This window comes from Colwellia sp. 75C3, from assembly GCF_002836255.1.
Lineage (GTDB): Bacteria > Pseudomonadota > Gammaproteobacteria > Enterobacterales > Alteromonadaceae > Colwellia.
Window position 1 is genome coordinate 237449 of the sequence record NZ_PJAU01000055.1, and the last position, 16973, is coordinate 254421.

Consider the following 16973-nt stretch of genomic DNA (forward strand, 5'->3'; position numbering starts at 1 on the left):
TGAATAGGTCTGGTTAGTATTTGATTATTCTGCTCAGTTAATAGCAGAATAATCAAATAGCCTTTAGCCAGTAATTAATCAACAGTTACCGTTTAAGTTGATTATCCTTGCAGAAATTCATACAAAGCTTTTAATACCGACATCTTTGCTTTATCAGTCTCATGTTCATGTGCAAGGTTTTCAATTTTCATCATAAATTCATCAATAGATAAAATACCTTTACCGCCATATTGAAGCTTGTTTTGGCAATGTGATTGCCATTTTTCCTGCTCTTTTGTTGATAACGTATGTGGGTAATTTCTTGCTCTATAGCGAAATAGCAATACGCTTAAACGTTCATCTTGAAATTGAAAGGGATGATTAGCAAGTTGCTCGGGTGATAAACCATGCAAAATATCCATTTGCGCTTTATCGCTATGACTAAAGAAGTTTCCGCCATACAAGGCTTGCTCAGCATCAACGTCATCATTATCAAAATCCGAAGTAGCAAACACATCACTTAACTTATCTCTTAGCTCAGCATGTTTTTTTAGTAAACTTAGGTTTTCTAAGCAAACATCGCGCGGTATTGCTAAGCGTGCTGCGTTTTCAGGCAATAATGTTTTTGCTGGCGCTATAACCGGACATTTATTTACATGAATAAGCTTTACCGGGATTGGCAACTCATCTGGCGCTAAATCGTCATAACGAGTATATAAACGCGCTTTAATATCTTCAGCACTAAGGTCTAATAAAGGCGAAATATCACGTGCTAAATCGACACAGATCACCGCGTTTTTATTAACCGGATGGTAACTTACAGGTGCAAACCAACTGGTACAACCGTGAGCCGACGATACCTTACTTGAGGTATGCACAATGGGTGTCATATCAGCAGTATTGATTAGATCTTTAACTTGGTTTTTATTCTTTAAATTAAATATAAAATCGTACAGTTTAGGTTGTTTTTCTTTAATCAATTTTGCCATGGCTATCGTGGCATAAACATCACTCATCGCATCATGTGCTGCTTCATGAGCAATACCATTAGCTGCCGTCAATAACTCTAAGCGGAAACTAACAACTTCTTCACCATCGCGATCGACTGTGGGCCAGTTAATGCCTTCAGGGCGCAACGCATAAGTAGCGCGCACCATATCAATAATATCCCAACGGCTATTACCATTTTGCCACTCTCGTGCATAAGGGTCGTAGAAATTACGATAAAGTAGATAGCGAGTCACTTCATCATCAAAGCGAATATTGTTATAACCCGCAACACAAGTATTAGGGGTAGAAAAAAGCGCATGAATTCGCGTAGCAAACTCAGCTTCAGACAAGCCTTCACGCTGCGCTTTTTGCGGTGTAATACCCGTTACCAAACAAGCTTCTGGGTGAGGTAAGTAATCAACGGGCGGTTGGCAAAAAAACATCTCAGGCTCGCCGATGATATTGAGATCGAGATCGGTGCGAATGCCGGCAAATTGAGAAGGCTTATCAAACTTAGGGTTTATGCCCCAGGTTTCATAATCGTGCCAAAGAATCGTGGGCTGTCCTGTATCGTTCATTAATATTCACTCTTTAGCTTTTAGTTGTTTTTCAGTGTTGATGACATTGTTTATCAGTACGTGATAATCGAGAAAATCCTGAACTTATTGATAGAAATTATTTTTTGGTTCAAGCTAGCACTAACACCGTTATTGCATTCAATTATCGCTCTCGTTGGGAAGGGAAGCAACAAAGAATTCAAATTGCTTGTTATCCGGCCAGTAAAGTTACAGAAGTAATACTTATTAGTTATTTTACATTAAGTTGTCACTTCATTTTTACCTGAATACAGCTCTAATGATAGAATAATCATTCTCGTGTTTTTTTCTTCTCTGTATTTAGGTTTGTCATTGTAAATGAAATATATCTCTTCAAGTGTTTTCGGTCGGTTTATTGGAATATCTACAGCAATAGAAATTAGTGACATGGGTGTAACCATTGAAGTTAAAGACCGTTGTATCAAGCTTCAATGGGAAGAACTGATTGTTCCACCAGTATTTAATCTGAGCTTCCTCGGACAAATAATTTCATTTAAAACGGCAAAGAAAAACTATAGTTTTACCATGCTTAGCTATAGCTCAAAGCGACTACAAAAAACTAACTGTGAACACCTTTGGGCAAATGCCAATATTAAACGTGTTGAAACGTTATTAACCACTATAGAAAAAATCACTACTAATCGATATTTACGCCAATCAACAATTGAATCTATTCAATCAGCAGTAGATCAGGAGTGTAACCGGTGGTTTCCTTGGTTTAACTCAAGCAAGTTAAATAAAGCTGGCAAAGCCAGAGTAACTATTGCAGAAAGGCTACAATCGCTATGGTATTACCAAAGCTGGCAAGCACAGGGCATAGCTGGTTGTCGTGAAAGCTATATCAATAAACAACTTCAAACGTATAAAGGCTTTTTTGATAAGGTTGAGTCTAATCCTTTAACACTTCGTCAGCGCAGAGCCTGTATTATCGATAATGATAATAACCTGCTGCTAGCTGGCGCTGGTACAGGTAAAACCAGTGTTATGGTTGGTCGGGCAGGGTATTTGTTGAATAGCCAGCAGGCGAAGAGCAATGAAATATTACTGCTCGCTTATGGTCGTAAAGCGGCAGATGAAATGGATGAAAGAATAAAGGATAAGCTAGCTACTAATAAAATAAGCGCAACAACTTTTCATAGTTTAGGGCTTAATATTATCACCCAGGTTGAAGGGAATAGACCTAACTTATCGATATTTGCAGAGGATGAACAATCAAAGTTTACCTGGATTAAAAGCTATTTTAAAAAGCTCATCAATGAGCAGGCTCAATATCGTGAGCTTATTCTAGAATATTTCACCAAGTACTATTACGTTGAACGAAGTTGTTTTGATTTTAACAGCCTAGGTGAGCGTTATCAGTACTTTAATGATAACGATATTCGTAGCTTTAAAGGTGAGCAAGTCAAAAGTTTTGCTGAACTTTATATCGCCAATTGGCTTTTCACTTACGGTATAGAATATCGATACCAAGCTAAATACGCCTATGATGTGAAAACAAAAGATAATAAACAATATCAGCCTGATTTCTTCCTTCCAAAACTAGATGTTTATATTGAATATTATGAGATCGATAAAAATGGAGATACACCCACTTATATTGATAACAATACATACCACGAAGGTATCAAACACAAGCAAGGCATTCATAATCAATTTAAGACTCAATGCCTTGAGTTTACCTATGCTCAGCATAAAGAAGGTAAGTTACTAAGCAGGTTAATGGTGCTATTGATTGAGCGACAAACACAATTAAGTTTATCACCGGCTGAACTAATCTCTAGCAAGTTAGTATCTACAGAGTTAATACTGACCACCATAAATGAAAGTGGCAGAATAACGGCGCTTGCAAAAACATTTTCTCAACTCATTGGGCTATATAAGGCGGCTTGTTTTAATAGTACTTTAGACAATGCCTTGGAAATTACTTTAAGAGATAAGGTTATTGCTCACTCTGAAGATCCAAAACAGACCAAAAAAGCGCTAGCATTGCTTGAGCCTATTTTACTCGCTTATGAAGAACGCTTAACAGGCCTCACTGAAATTGATTTTGAAGATATGATTAATAAGGCGTTAACCTATGTTCAATCGGGGCAGTTTAATTCTCCGTGGCGTTATATCATGGTAGATGAATTTCAAGATATATCCGAGCCTCGGGCGCGCTTAGTTAAAGCGTTACGCGATAATAATAAAGAGTGTTCTGTTTTTGCTGTAGGTGATGATTGGCAGGCTATTTACCGCTTTAGTGGTGCTGATCTTACTTTGACCACAGACTTTTCAACTTATTTTGGCGCAACGACTCAATCTGTATTAGATCTAACGTTTCGATTTAATAGCCAAATTGGCAAAGTCGCAACAGATTTCATTAGTAAAAATCCAGCACAAATTAATAAAACCATTAAATCGTTGAAGCAAGTTAAAGCGCCAGCTGTATCTCTGATTAAACGAGATGGCGGTCAATTTAACTCACAAAAAACAGTACTTATCGATGAAATGGCAAATGGGGCTATTGATGAGGTTTTAGCTGCTATTTCAATTAACGTTGGTAAGCCGGTAAATGTCTACTTATTAGCACGTTTTTGGTTTCTCTTACCAAGCAGTACCGACCTTAAAAGATTGAATAACCAATACCCTTTATTAACTATTGAGGCTCACTCTTTTCATACATCAAAAGGAAAGGAAGCAGATTTTGTTATTATTGTTGGATTGAAGAGAGGTGTTCATGGTTTTCCTTCTGAAAAAGAAACACCAGCCCTTATTGATGCACTGCTGGCGAAAAAAGAAACCTTTGCTTATGCAGAAGAGCGCCGATTATTCTATGTAGCGTTAACTCGAGCTAAAGATAGAGTTTATATTATTGCCGATATGGTCGATGCCAGTTGCTTTGTTAAAGAACTTATTGATGAACACAACATTGAATTGCATGAATTTGAAAGTACATCAAATCAATCGTTGATAACTGACTTACATTGTACAGTTTGTGAAACCGGACAACTAAAAAAACGAACAGGCCAGTTTGGCGATTTTTATGCTTGCTCTCATTATCCTCGTTGTGCGCATAAAGAAAAGCCTTGTGCTAAATGTGACAGCCCAATGACAGCTAAACGCCATCCAGATTTTAAAGTTTGCTTGAATGACTCATGCAGAAGTTTAATACCAAGGTGTGAAAAATGTAATGCTGACATGATTTTACGTTCAGGTAAAAATGGTGAATTCTGGGGATGTGAAAACTATAAAGGAAATGAGCCGATGAGTTGTAAGAATGCCTTAGATAACGCAAAAGTAAACTGGCCAGAAGCAGTAGACTAAGCCATAAATTGCCCAATCCAGCTCAATATTCGTTTTATAAATAAGCTATCGTATTCATACCGCTAAAATTTATTTTTGTTGTTTTTTTACTTCTAAATAATTCGAGCTAAGATAAATATATAACTCGAATTATTTAATGTCATGCATATGCCTTTCAGTTTACTTAAAAGTGATGAAGATAAGCCACAATTAAAACCATGGCGAATACTCATAGTTGATGACGAAATAGACATACATACCGTAACAAAAATGGCACTGAAACGGTTTGAATTAGAAGACCGTGGGGTAGAGTTTTTAAGCGCCTTTAATTCAATTGAAGCAAAGCAAGTTCTTGAAGAAAATGATGATATAGCATTAATATTTCTTGATGTTGTTATGGAAACTGACGACGCTGGTTTGAGAGTGGCTAAATGGCTGCGGGAAGAAAACAAAAATACTTTTACTCGCATTATACTCAGAACAGGACAGCCAGGGCAGGCACCTGAAGAAGAAGTTATTATGACTTATGATATTAATGACTATAAACAAAAAACGGAGTTAGACAGAACAAAATTATTTACTACGGTTGTGACTGCTTTAAGGGCCTATCGAGACTTGATTAAAATAGACCAATCAAGAACTTATGAAAGGGCTTATAGGTTAGGGTTGCAGCAGGTCATTGAATCGACGACTGATTTACTTGAAAAGAAAACATTAAAACATTTTTTTAATGGATTATTACAACAAGTCGTTTCTTTAATTCATGTCGATCAAAAAGGTGCTTTAATAAAACCGGTTGATGGAGCTGGGACTATTTGTTACGCGAACGATTATCAAATCATTGCTGAGTGCGGCAATATTTCATTAGATAATGGATTAGAAGCTAAAGCCATTGAGTTATTAGATGAAGCTAGAAAAATAAAAGGCAGTGTTTATGATGGCGAACACTATGTTGCTTACTTCCCTTCAAAGAGTGATCAAGAAAGTTTATTGTATTTAAAAGGCAATCAAATTGAGTTATTAACGGATGTTAATGTTCAATTGCTTAATTTATTTTCAAATAGTATCGGTATTGCCTTTGATAATTTATTACTGAATGAAGAAATAATTAAAACACAAGAGGACTTAATAAACCGATTAGGTAATGCAGTAGAATCTCGCTCGAAAGAAGCCGGTAATCATATCAAGCGTATGTCAGAATTTTGTTTTGTAATAGCGAAGGAGTTGAAACTCTCTGACAGTGATTGTGAAATTTTAAAGCAAGCAACGCCAATGCATGATGTAGGTAAAATATCTATTCCAGACAGCATACTTTTAAAACCAGGTAGATTATCTGACGAAGAAATGGCTATCATGAAGCAACATGCTGAGATGGGTTTTGATATCTTAGCGGGCTCGGATAGGCCTATATTAAAAGCGGCGGCGATAATTGCGCAACAACATCATGAAAAATATGATGGAACGGGCTATCCCTCATCATTAAAAGGCGAAGAGATTCATATATTCGCAAGAATAGTCGCTGTTGCAGACGTGTTTGATGCATTAATTCATAAACGTTGTTACAAAGAGCCTTGGGCGTTAGAAGATATTTTGAAACTACTTAAAGAGGAAACCAATAAACATTTTGATCCTGATGTAGTCTCTGCGCTTATGAATAGACTTGACGATATAGTTCAAATAAATATTGAGCTAACCAAAAGCGACTGTTTGTAATTCTATGGATATTAACAAAAACGCTGATAAGAACTATCTCAATGTTATAAATGCTTTGTTGAAGATATCTTCGCTTGTTTTGTCTAAATTAACTCTTCCTCAAATCTATAAAAAAATCCATAAGATAATTTCTGAAATAATCTATGTAAAAAATATAGCCATATTTTTATACGATCCCATTGATGAGTTAATTGTGTTTGATTACTTTGTCGATGAAAAAGATAAAGTAATCTTAGGTACAACCATGCCAATTGGAGAAGGCCTATCTTCTTATGTCATTAGACAAAACACACCTTGCCTTTTTACAAGTGACGATCAAAAAGAACTACAGGCGAAGGGTAAAATTTCCCATATCATTGGCTCTCTAAGTGAGAGTTGGATGGGTGCACCTATCTCTAACGATGAAGGCATCCTCGGCATTATCATTATACAAAGTTATTCAAGTGATCATATGTATGAGGAAGATGATCTGCAGTTACTTTCTTTTGTCGCTTCCAACTTAGCTATTGTTCTTCAGCAACGAAAGTTTATAAATAAAGAAATAGAAGATAAGGAATCGCTTGAATGTGGCCTAACAGTCATCAAAAAACAAAACTTAGCATTAGAAAGTATGATGGATACGCTAAAAGAGACGCAAGATGAGCTTGTCCAAAAAGAGAAAATGGCTTCCCTTGGTAATTTAGTGGCGGGTATTGCCCATGAAATCAATACGCCTATAGGTATATGCGTAACAGCAATAACTAACTTACATCATCAATATAAAACGTTGAAAAAGAAAATAACAAATAATACGGCATCAGATAAACATCTAGATTACTTTTTTGAAGATGTCGACGAAGCTTGCACCATCATTGAGTCAAATACCTTAAGAGCAGCAAAACTCATTAATAGCTTTAAAGAAATAGCGGTTGACCAATCTTCAGAAGCCTCACGTGAGATAAACATGAAAGAATATGTTGATGAAATATTGCTTTCGCTGCGTCCTATTTTAAAGAAATTACCACATGAGATACTTGTTGAATGCCCAGATAACTTAGTAGTGAAAACAATACCGGGCGCAATTTCGCAAATACTTACCAATATGATAAATAACTCAATTATTCATGGTTTACATAATATTCAGAAGGGCTGTATACAAATCAGCATTATTCAAGAAAATGATTTTCTACTTATTTGTTATCAAGATAATGGTAAGGGATTAAATGATGGGGAGATAAAAATGTTATTTGAACCTTTTTATACCACCAAAAGAGGCAGCGGTGGCAGCGGGTTAGGCGCTCATCTAATTTATAATTTAGTAACGTCGACTTTAAATGGTAAGATCACTGTTCAAAGTGAACCTAATAAAGGTCTTCGCTATGATATATCCATCCCAACTCAATTATCTTAGTCTGAAACATCGTCTAACGATTTAATAACCATCATTTTTTAAAATTTATGTATACTACTTTTATAGTCTGCAATTGATAAAACCATCTGGCATTAAACGAGGTCGTACTTTTTGAATCAAATATTTAGTCAATTTTGCTTAATTCTCATTCTTATCATTACAGGTACTACCTTTTCGGGGGCTTGCCAAGCAGGGCAGAAAGTTAATCAGTCATTACCGGTTAATGCTACGGGCATGGTTTATGTCGAAATACCTCGAGGGCTTGTCAAAATACAAGGATGGAATAAGCAGGAGGTTATGATTCAGGGTGAACTAGACGATACGACTAAGCAGTTAGTATTTAAGACTAAAAACAATAAAACTTTGATCAAAATTAATACCCAGGGACAACAACATTGGGGAGATTCCAGTGAACTCAATATATTTATGCCACAACAATTACAATTACGTTTTAAAGGAATTGATACGTCCTTTAGCATAACCAATCTAAATAATCATATTCAAGGAAAGTCCATTAGTGGTGATTTAGAGGTGAAAAAGTCACATGGAAAAATTAAGCTGTCGGTAGTGAGTGGTGATGTGACACTGATTGAGTCTTCAGGTTTTACTAAAATAGAATCAGTGAGTGGCACGGTGAATTTTTCAGGTGATTATGAGCAAGCATTTCTTAAGTCTATGTCAGGCGATATCACCGCTAATATTGCCGGTACAGATAAATTAACAATCAAAAATATTTCAGGTGATACTCAAATCAGCGGTCTAGTTAAAAGTAAGGCGGAGTTAAAACTGTCTAGTGTTAGCGGTGACATATTGTATAAGGTAATTGGTGAGCTAAACGCAGAATGTAAGGTAGTTAGCCAGTTTGGTGGCGATATTATTAACCAGCTTAGCGATGATTTACCCATAGATGGAAGTTTACATAAGAAAACACTGAGCTTTATTTCTGGTGATGGCTCTGGGGAATTAAGTATGAATACTATCAATGGCTCAATTTCCATAGAGAAAGTGACTAATGAATAAGTTAATGCTTAGCGATATCAGGGAGAAAATAATTGGATAGATTCTTAGCTCAATTAAGACATCGGCAAGTATTTAAGGTCGCCACTATATATGCGGTATCAGCTTGGCCATTAATCCAAATAGCCGACTTAGCTGTGCCCGCACTCGGACTACCAGACTCGGTGATGACAACATTATTACAAGTCTTTCTCGTTGGTTTCCCTGTTTCTTTGATTTTTGCTTGGTTGTATAATTTTACTGCTAAAGGCATTGTCAGAGTTAAAAGTGGTGGAACTCCAGATAGTACACCGCAAGCTAATATCCAAACAACCTTATCTGTTGCAGGATCATTAGCTTTGGCGGTTGTTGTTACTTTAGCTTGCCAACTCTGGTTAGAAGGTCAAAACCCTCAAACATTGCAACAGAGCCCCGTAGCGGTTAGCGGACAAATACCTATCGCTCAAGAATCATTATCGATTAACAAAAAAGAATCCATTGCTATTTTACCCTTCGTTCCCTTCAGTAATGATCCCGAAGATGAGTTTTTTGCTGATGGGATGGTCGAAGAGTTATTAAACTTACTCGCTAAAATTCCCGACTTACAAGTTGCCGCTAGAACGTCTTCTTTTGCTTATAAGGGTGTCTCAAATAAAACTATTGTAGAAATAGGTCGGGAGTTAGGAGTAGATACAATTCTCGAAGGCAGTATTAGAAAAAATGACACAACAAATAAAATTCGAGTGACAGCTCAGTTGATAAAGGTAAGTACCGGAGAACATTTGTGGTCAGAAACGTATGATCGAGAATATCGTGATATTTTTCAAATACAAGACGATATAGCTAGAGCTGTAGTCAATAAAATGAAAGTCACTCTGCTTGGGGAAACAACCCCATTTGAAATGATTGCCGAAACTAATAATGTTGATGCTATGGTCGCTTTTGGAAAAGGTCAACAAGAGCTAGCACATCGTACTGCGCCATCAATTAATAAAGCGTTACAGCATTTTCAAGAGGCAGTTAAATTTGATGAAGGCTATGCTCGTGCATTTGTTGGTATTGCAAATGCTAATATTTTACTTGCCCTCTATGGTGATTTACCAAAAGAACAAGCCAATGTCGCGGCGAAAGAGGCCTTAACTACTGCCTTTACATTAAATCCCAACTTAGCTGCGGCACACGCGACTCAAGGCTTATTGTTAAGCCGAAGTGATGTTACAAAAGCAGAGCAGTCATTTAAAAATGCAATAGACCTTAATCCTAATTATGCAATGGCGTATATGTGGTATGGGTCTTTACTACAAGGCCGTGGCGATGTCAGTGGCGCTCATAAGTTGTTTGAACAAGCGTATGTTTTAGACCCAAAATCTCCTATTGCAGCATACAATGTGGCCTGGTGTTATTACCAAGCAGGCTCTGAAAAAAAAGCGATGGACATATTTTCACAAATTATAAGTAATGACCCTTATTATCCTGGAGCTTATAACTTAGTAGGCGATATCTTATCAACACGCGGTAGGCTTGATGAGTCAATCAATATGTATGAAAGAGCACTTGATGTTGACCCGATAAATAAGGAAGCAATAAGAGGGTTACTGATTGCGAATATGGACATGGGAAAAGTTGAGAAAACACAGCAATGGTTTGATTATGCGAGTAAACAAGAGTCACAGTTTTCAGCAGCAGATATAAATTTTATGAAAGCACGTTTCTATGCTACTCAAGGAAATGTTAATAAAGCCCTTAGTTCGTTAAAAAATATCAAATTCACCGACGAACAAAGAGGCATGAATTATTATGTTGAAGGTGAAATTGCCTTTTACCAGGGGAAGTATGTTCAGGCTATTACTGCCTTTGAACTACTTCGCAGTGAAAAGTCGAAGAACAGTGACTCTTTTTATTACGTATCGGAAGGCCAGTCGGCACTTCATTTAGCTTATTCCTATATACAAATAGAAGAGCTGGAACAGGCAACAACGATTATTGATGGCTTTACTCAATTTTTAGACAAGGGTAAAAGCAAAAAATCTAACGAGCCTTCGTATTATTATAATATGGCCTTAATTAATTCTTTGAAAAATAATACAAGTGCAACTTATCAATATTTTCAAGGGGCTATAGATGCGGGTTGGATAAAGGTTTGGCAAGCAGATTTAGAGCCAATTCTAGCGAACATGAATAAAGAACAGCAGTTTGGGCAAATGATGGGCGGCATAAGAGCTCGACTTGCTACCATGAGAGCGCGTACTAATGGTGACAATACCTTTTTACTTGCTGATAGTGACACTTTCTAGAAATAACATATGACTAATATTGGTTTTGGAGATAGTAATTTCAATTTTGCAGTGTATATTGCAAATAAACCTAACATGCTTGAATATCAGCACCTGACTGAAGTTACGGCATTAGTTCAAGGTGAAATAAACGTTATTAACCAAGCGTGTGGCAATGGCTGGCGAAAAGTCTTTAACGTCTATGCAAAGTTGCTCTACGCTTTAGACAAAAAGTATTTTGTTTATTCAAATAAAGCATCTACTTGGCAAGATTATCGTGATAAATACTTATTGCAAGCGCAAAGTAAAACAGCACTGTTATTTTCAGCACCACAATTAATGGCCGGTAATAAATTAAACACAAAAACTGTGCATATTATCTGTGGTAAAGCTCATGCAAAAGCATTACTCAATAGCGGTAAACTCATCGCGAATTTCGTTTGGCTAGATGATGAATTTGCTATTGATAAAAGAAATAAACTTATAGTTTGTCCGTATTTTGATTATCGACAACTGAGTAATATCAAAATTGAGCGCTTGGCAAGATTATTACGAAGTTTTAAAACGGGCTAGAAAGACTACCCAGGGTCTGTAACAAAGTATATTAAACAAAATTCGGGCTGAATAAAGCAAACTAAGCCAAGCCAAACTGAGACAACCAACCAACTGACCAAAAAATCCAGCCGTCATTCCCGAAGTTTCTGATCGGGAATCCATAGCGTTACCAGCATAAAAAACAAATAATTTGCTTTTTCTATTATATTGCTAATACTTAACATGTTTTTATAATCGTTTACTTATATCCATGATGAAGTGTTGAGTTAATTGTGTTCGAAGTATATCTCTACATTATGACATCACACCATAGACTAGGAATATTTTAGGAAGCTAACATGGAAAAGTCAGGTTTTGATTGGTTACATGTATTATTGGTTGATGATAGCGTTACGATATTAAGTTATGTGAATAAAGTACTAGAGCAATCTTATGATATTCGCCACATTCATACGGCATCTTCTGCTCCTGAAGCCATGCAAATACTCCGTCAATCGAGTAAAATAAATTTATTATTTCTTGATTTAAATATGCCGAATGTAGATGGTATTCAATTATTATCACAACTTAGCCAGCTTGATTACAAAGGTTATGTAGTCATTATGAGCGGTGTCTCTACGCAAATTATTTCCTCAGTAGAATCATTAGCGAAAACCTATGGTTTGAATTACATTGGTACCTTATTAAAGCCCATCCATGAATTAGATTTTCAATACATTATTGATAAAATAGGCAGCTCTCGTCATAAAAACTCATCGGCTGAATCACTAAAGGTTTATGAAATTATTCGAGCGATAAAAAATAATGATATTGAAGTGCTTTATCAACCCCAAGTTGACTTAACTACCCGTACCTTCATGGGCGTTGAAGCTTTATGTAGAATGAATCACCCCAGATTAGGAATGGTTTCTCCTGATAGGTTCATTGATAAAGCAGAAGAAAGTGAGCTTATTATTCATATTACTTTAGCGGTCTTAAAAAAATCGATAGGAGATTGGAAAAAGTGGTATCAGTTAGGCTTAAATATTAAGTTATCGGTAAATGTATCACCTATTGCATTACAACAGATTGAATTTGCTGATACCATTTTTATGCTGCTGAAAGAAAATGATATGCCAGCTAGCAGCTTATGCATTGAAATCACCGAAGGGGTTATGGCGAGTGATCGAGCACAAGAATTAATGAATCTAAACCGTTTGAACATGCGAGGCGTTGAAATAGCACTAGATGACTTTGGTCAAAAGCACTCAACCATTGAACGCTTGCAAAACTTGCCGCTAACTTATTTAAAGCTAGATAAAAGTTACTTTATAGATAACAAGGACAATATGAACCAACTGGCACTTATTAACTCCAGTATTTCAGTAGCCAAAGATATGAACATAAAAACCATTGCTGAAGGTGTCGAAAATAATGCAGTTATGAGTTTAGTTACTGAAATGGGCTGCGATATTGGCCAGGGATTCTATATAGGCTGCCCTATGGCTGCGAAGAAAATATTTAACTGGCAACGTGAATGGGATGCTTTAACCTAGTAAGTCATTATGCCCATTATTTCCTACGTTTCTTCTCGTAAATTAATGTTATTCACCAGACAAAACCGAGTAATATAATAAGTAAGGAATCCGTCATTCTCGAAGTCTCTGATCGGGAATCCATGTTTTTCATTTACTTAAAAGTTATAACAACTACATCCCCCTTTAATTTTGCTAGAATTCTTCGTATAATGCGGGAAATTTTATTGTTGCTCGTTAATGAATTACGAACAACAACAGCCAAGCGGAAATGGTGAAAAGTGTCAAAATCAGTAGAAAGCTCAGTCGAAAACTCTCAAGTAATATCAAATGATGCAAATATTCAATTGTTACAGCAACAATTACTTCAGCAGCAACTACTTTTACAAAACACTCAAGACCAAGACGATGAAATCGACTTAGCTGAACTTTGGCGCGTTATTTGGGCCGGTAAATTTACCATCATCATAATCAGTATGATTTTTGCCGTAGCATCAGTTTTCTTCGCGCTATCTAAACCTGATATTTATAAAGCATCGGCAATATTGGCACCCGCTTCAACTGAAGGCGGGGCAGGTGGCCTTAGCGCAATGGCAGGTCAACTGGGTGGTTTAGCCAGCATGGCTGGTATAAACCTTGGCGGCGGCGGGGTTGATAAAACAGCGCTAGCGTTAGAGATATTGAAATCACGCTCATTCATTGAAGACTTTATTACTAAACATGACCTGTTAGTACCATTGATGGCGTCAAAAAACTGGGATATGGCATCAGATAAGCTAATTTTAGATGATGAACTATATGACAAAACGAATAATAAGTGGATTCGTGAAGTCAAAGCACCTAAAAGAGCTGAGCCATCTTCATGGGAAGCTTACAAAGAATTTTCTGAATTAGTGGTAGTTGCTCAAGATAAAACCACTTCAATGATTAATATCGATATTGAATTTTACTCACCCGCAATAGCAAAACAATGGTTAACATGGTTAGTCCAAGATATTAATGAATTTATGCGCGCACAAGATCAAATCGAGGCAAAAGCGTCAATTGACTATTTAACAAATCAACTCGTTAATATTAAAGTTGCTACCATGGAAACTGTGTTTTACCAGTTGATTGAAGAGCAAACTAAAAACATGATGTTAACTATGGTGAAAAAAGAATATGTATTTAAAACCATAGATCCTGCTCAAGTACCCGATACCAAAGATAAACCTAAACGTGCACTGATTGTAGTATTAGGTACTATGCTAGGTGGTATCTTATCGGTATTAGTGGTACTTATCCGTTATTTTAGTAAAAAAGATAAATAACTTATGGGAAGTCTGGCAAAGACGATTGATTCAATAGAACAACTTGCTAGCTTGAACCCTGACATAGAAGTGTTATGGCTCTAGAGCAAGGATGCAAGCATCAGTAACAAGCGACTATGATTTGGCCATAGCTTTCACTGATTATATTAACGATCCATTTGAGCGACGTTTAAGGCCGGAACTGCTTGCATTATCTTGGACAAAAAAACTAAATACGTCGTTATCTATAATTGATATTAACCAAGCATCATACCTATGGCTTATACCATTGTTCAAGATAATACAGTTATTTACGGAACTAATAATTACCGTTGTATGGTTGAGGAGCAACAAATCATGTCAAAATGGGAACTAGATTATTGTTATCATAAGGAACACTATGCCTAATAATTATGCCGATGCTATTCAGGAACATATTAGCGAATGTGTTGAGGATTTAGACAGTATTCATTAATTGTTAAAGCAACGCTCTTGGAGCCGAGTGAACTAAAAGGTGCAGAGCACTTATTGCAAATTTTAGTTGAATCTTACATTGGCGTAGCCAAACACTGGCTAAAGCAACAAGGTAAAATATTACCTAACGATGCTTACAGTGTTTTTGAAAAGCTAACTGAACTACAGCTGATTTCTGTAAATGAACGCCTTGAATGGCAAAAAGTGATTGGTATGAGAAATGCCATCGTGCATGATTACTTAAATTTAGATGAAAAAGTGAACCGGGCAATTATTGTTAACCAGTTATACCTTTCACTACAAGAATTCGCAATCACAACAATCGAAAAACTAAGGACTTAAAAAAGTAAATTACTGTTTCAATGAGAGCGATGTACATCCTTGGTGGTCGAGATATTTATACTTATCTTATCGTTCAGTAGAATCTCATTGTTATCCGGGCGTGATTAGTTCATGAATAAAGTATGTACACCGATAACACTTCTTTTTTGTACTAGTGTATAAAATTTATATCTATATATGAATTCTAGTGCTAACTCCGCAACTTCATTACGAATTAATACAGTTTTTTTTGCTGTAATAGTGCATAAACTCGAGTATACTATGTCGGTTATAAAACTTAGTGATTTATAACGAAATCAAATGATGGTGGTTGATTGATCGAATAAACAATAATTTAGGATTAGAATTATGTTTATTTTTGTTATCTACTTTTATAATTAATTTCAAATTAGTTTTAGGCTCTCAGAGAGAGACTTAAGCTACCATGACCGGAAGCTAAATATGTATATCTTTGCTACAGCTGTTACTGCATTTTTATTTGCATTCATAGCTATTAAATTTTTCAACCCTGTAGCAATAGAAATTGGCTTAGTTGATAAACCTTCTGAACGTAAACATCACGCCGGACATATTCCTCTCATCGGAGGCATTTCAATCTTCTTAGCAGTACTTGCTGCTAGCCTCCTCTGGTTACCAAATACTTTAGAACTTCGTATGTACCTTATCGCTTCAGCAATGATGGTGTTTATTGGCGCCCTGGATGACAAGTTCGACTTACGTGTACGAGTACGTATTATAGGTCAAATAATTATTGCAAGTTTAATGATCTACGGTGTAGGTGGTTATATTTCAAACCTAGGGGATTTATTCGGTTTTGGTGATGTTACGTTAGGTCCATTAGGCATTATCTTTACTTATGTAGGTATTATCGTAGTTATCAATGCTTACAATATGATTGATGGTATTGATGGTCTTATTGGTAGTTTAAGTATTAATACTTTCACATCTATCGCTATTCTATTTATTATGAGTGGTCAAACTAATTACCTAAGTTATCCTCTGATATTAGCAACTGCCACAGTGCCGTATTTAATGTATAACTTAAGTTTTTTTGAAAAATTCTTTAAAAAAGAATCTAAAAAAATATTTATGGGTGATGCAGGTAGCATGTTTGTTGGTTTAAGTGTCATCTGGTTGTTAACTATGGGTACCCAAGGCGACCAAGCTTCATTTCGCCCTGTGACGGCACTGTGGATCTGTGCTATTCCTCTGATGGATATGTTGTCAATTGTTGTTCGTAGATATAAGAATGGTAAATCACCATTTAAACCTGATAGAGATCACTTACACCATATATTACAACGTGCAGGTTTATCATCACGCCAAACCCTAGTTGCAATTTCATCAGTTGCTGCTCTTATGTCAGCTGTTGGTTTGGCAGGTGAATATTTTAGTATTGCTGAAAGTGTAATGCTTACAAGTTTTATTTTCATATTTGTGTGTTATGTAATGGCAATCAAACATACAATAAAGTCTGAAAGTACTAATTAAACAATTAAACAATTAAACAATTAAACAAGTGATTTAGTTGTTATTCCAAATTGACTTTTTATTTAAATTTATAACAATATACTATA

11 protein-coding genes and 1 pseudogene are annotated in these 16973 nt (G+C 36.1%); 11 read left to right on the forward strand and 1 reads right to left on the reverse strand.

Translation table 11 applies throughout. From position 1 onward, the window contains the following. Positions 1 to 101: 101 nt before the first annotated feature. The gene (gene sbcB / locus CXF85_RS15125; RefSeq protein WP_101229478.1) at positions 102 to 1547 is read right to left on the reverse strand and encodes an exodeoxyribonuclease I; all 1446 of its coding nucleotides are present in this window, start codon (positions 1545 to 1547) and stop codon (positions 102 to 104) included. Positions 1548 to 1883: 336 nt separating this feature from the next. Between sbcB and CXF85_RS15130 the strand changes: the two genes are divergently transcribed. The 11 genes and pseudogenes from CXF85_RS15130 (at position 1884) to wecA (ending at position 16887) form a co-directional block, all read left to right on the forward strand. Beyond that, a complete protein-coding gene (locus tag CXF85_RS15130; RefSeq protein WP_101229479.1) occupies positions 1884 to 4871 on the forward strand; it encodes a UvrD-helicase domain-containing protein in 2988 nt (995 codons plus the stop codon). Between the two features lie 147 nt (positions 4872 to 5018). After that, the gene (locus CXF85_RS15135; RefSeq protein WP_101229515.1) at positions 5019 to 6563 is read left to right on the forward strand and encodes an HD domain-containing phosphohydrolase; all 1545 of its coding nucleotides are present in this window, start codon (positions 5019 to 5021) and stop codon (positions 6561 to 6563) included. A gap of 4 nt (positions 6564 to 6567) precedes the next feature. After that, positions 6568 to 7953 (forward strand): GAF domain-containing sensor histidine kinase, encoded by a 1386-nt coding sequence (locus CXF85_RS15140; RefSeq protein WP_101229480.1) that lies wholly within the window; start codon positions 6568 to 6570, stop codon positions 7951 to 7953. Between the two features lie 111 nt (positions 7954 to 8064). Further along, a complete protein-coding gene (locus CXF85_RS15145; RefSeq protein WP_101229481.1) occupies positions 8065 to 8973 on the forward strand; it encodes a DUF4097 family beta strand repeat-containing protein in 909 nt (302 codons plus the stop codon). Between the two features lie 32 nt (positions 8974 to 9005). After that, positions 9006 to 11243 carry a tetratricopeptide repeat protein gene (locus CXF85_RS15150; protein WP_101229482.1) on the forward strand — a complete coding sequence of 746 codons (2238 nt, stop codon included), beginning with the start codon at positions 9006 to 9008 and terminating at the stop codon, positions 11241 to 11243. Between the two features lie 9 nt (positions 11244 to 11252). Further along, positions 11253 to 11795, forward strand: a complete 543-nt coding sequence (locus CXF85_RS15155) for a DUF6942 family protein (RefSeq protein ID WP_101229483.1) — start codon at positions 11253 to 11255, stop codon at positions 11793 to 11795. A gap of 320 nt (positions 11796 to 12115) precedes the next feature. Then, on the forward strand, positions 12116 to 13312 hold the full coding sequence (locus tag CXF85_RS15160) for an EAL domain-containing response regulator (RefSeq protein ID WP_101229484.1): 1197 nt from the start codon (positions 12116 to 12118) through the stop codon (positions 13310 to 13312). Positions 13313 to 13572: 260 nt separating this feature from the next. Then, entirely contained in the window at positions 13573 to 14601 is a 1029-nt protein-coding gene (locus CXF85_RS15165; RefSeq protein ID WP_101229485.1) for a Wzz/FepE/Etk N-terminal domain-containing protein, read from the forward strand. 85 nt (positions 14602 to 14686) lie between these two features. Next, a pseudogene (locus CXF85_RS23415) lies at positions 14687 to 14956 on the forward strand (hypothetical protein); the annotation flags it as partial. Between the two features lie 116 nt (positions 14957 to 15072). Further along, positions 15073 to 15396 carry a type VII toxin-antitoxin system HepT family RNase toxin gene (gene hepT, locus CXF85_RS15175; RefSeq protein ID WP_157829114.1) on the forward strand — a complete coding sequence of 108 codons (324 nt, stop codon included), beginning with the start codon at positions 15073 to 15075 and terminating at the stop codon, positions 15394 to 15396. 441 nt (positions 15397 to 15837) lie between these two features. Beyond that, positions 15838 to 16887 carry a UDP-N-acetylglucosamine--undecaprenyl-phosphate N-acetylglucosaminephosphotransferase gene (wecA, locus tag CXF85_RS15180; protein ID WP_101229487.1) on the forward strand — a complete coding sequence of 350 codons (1050 nt, stop codon included), beginning with the start codon at positions 15838 to 15840 and terminating at the stop codon, positions 16885 to 16887. The last annotated feature ends 86 nt before the right edge of the window (positions 16888 to 16973 follow it).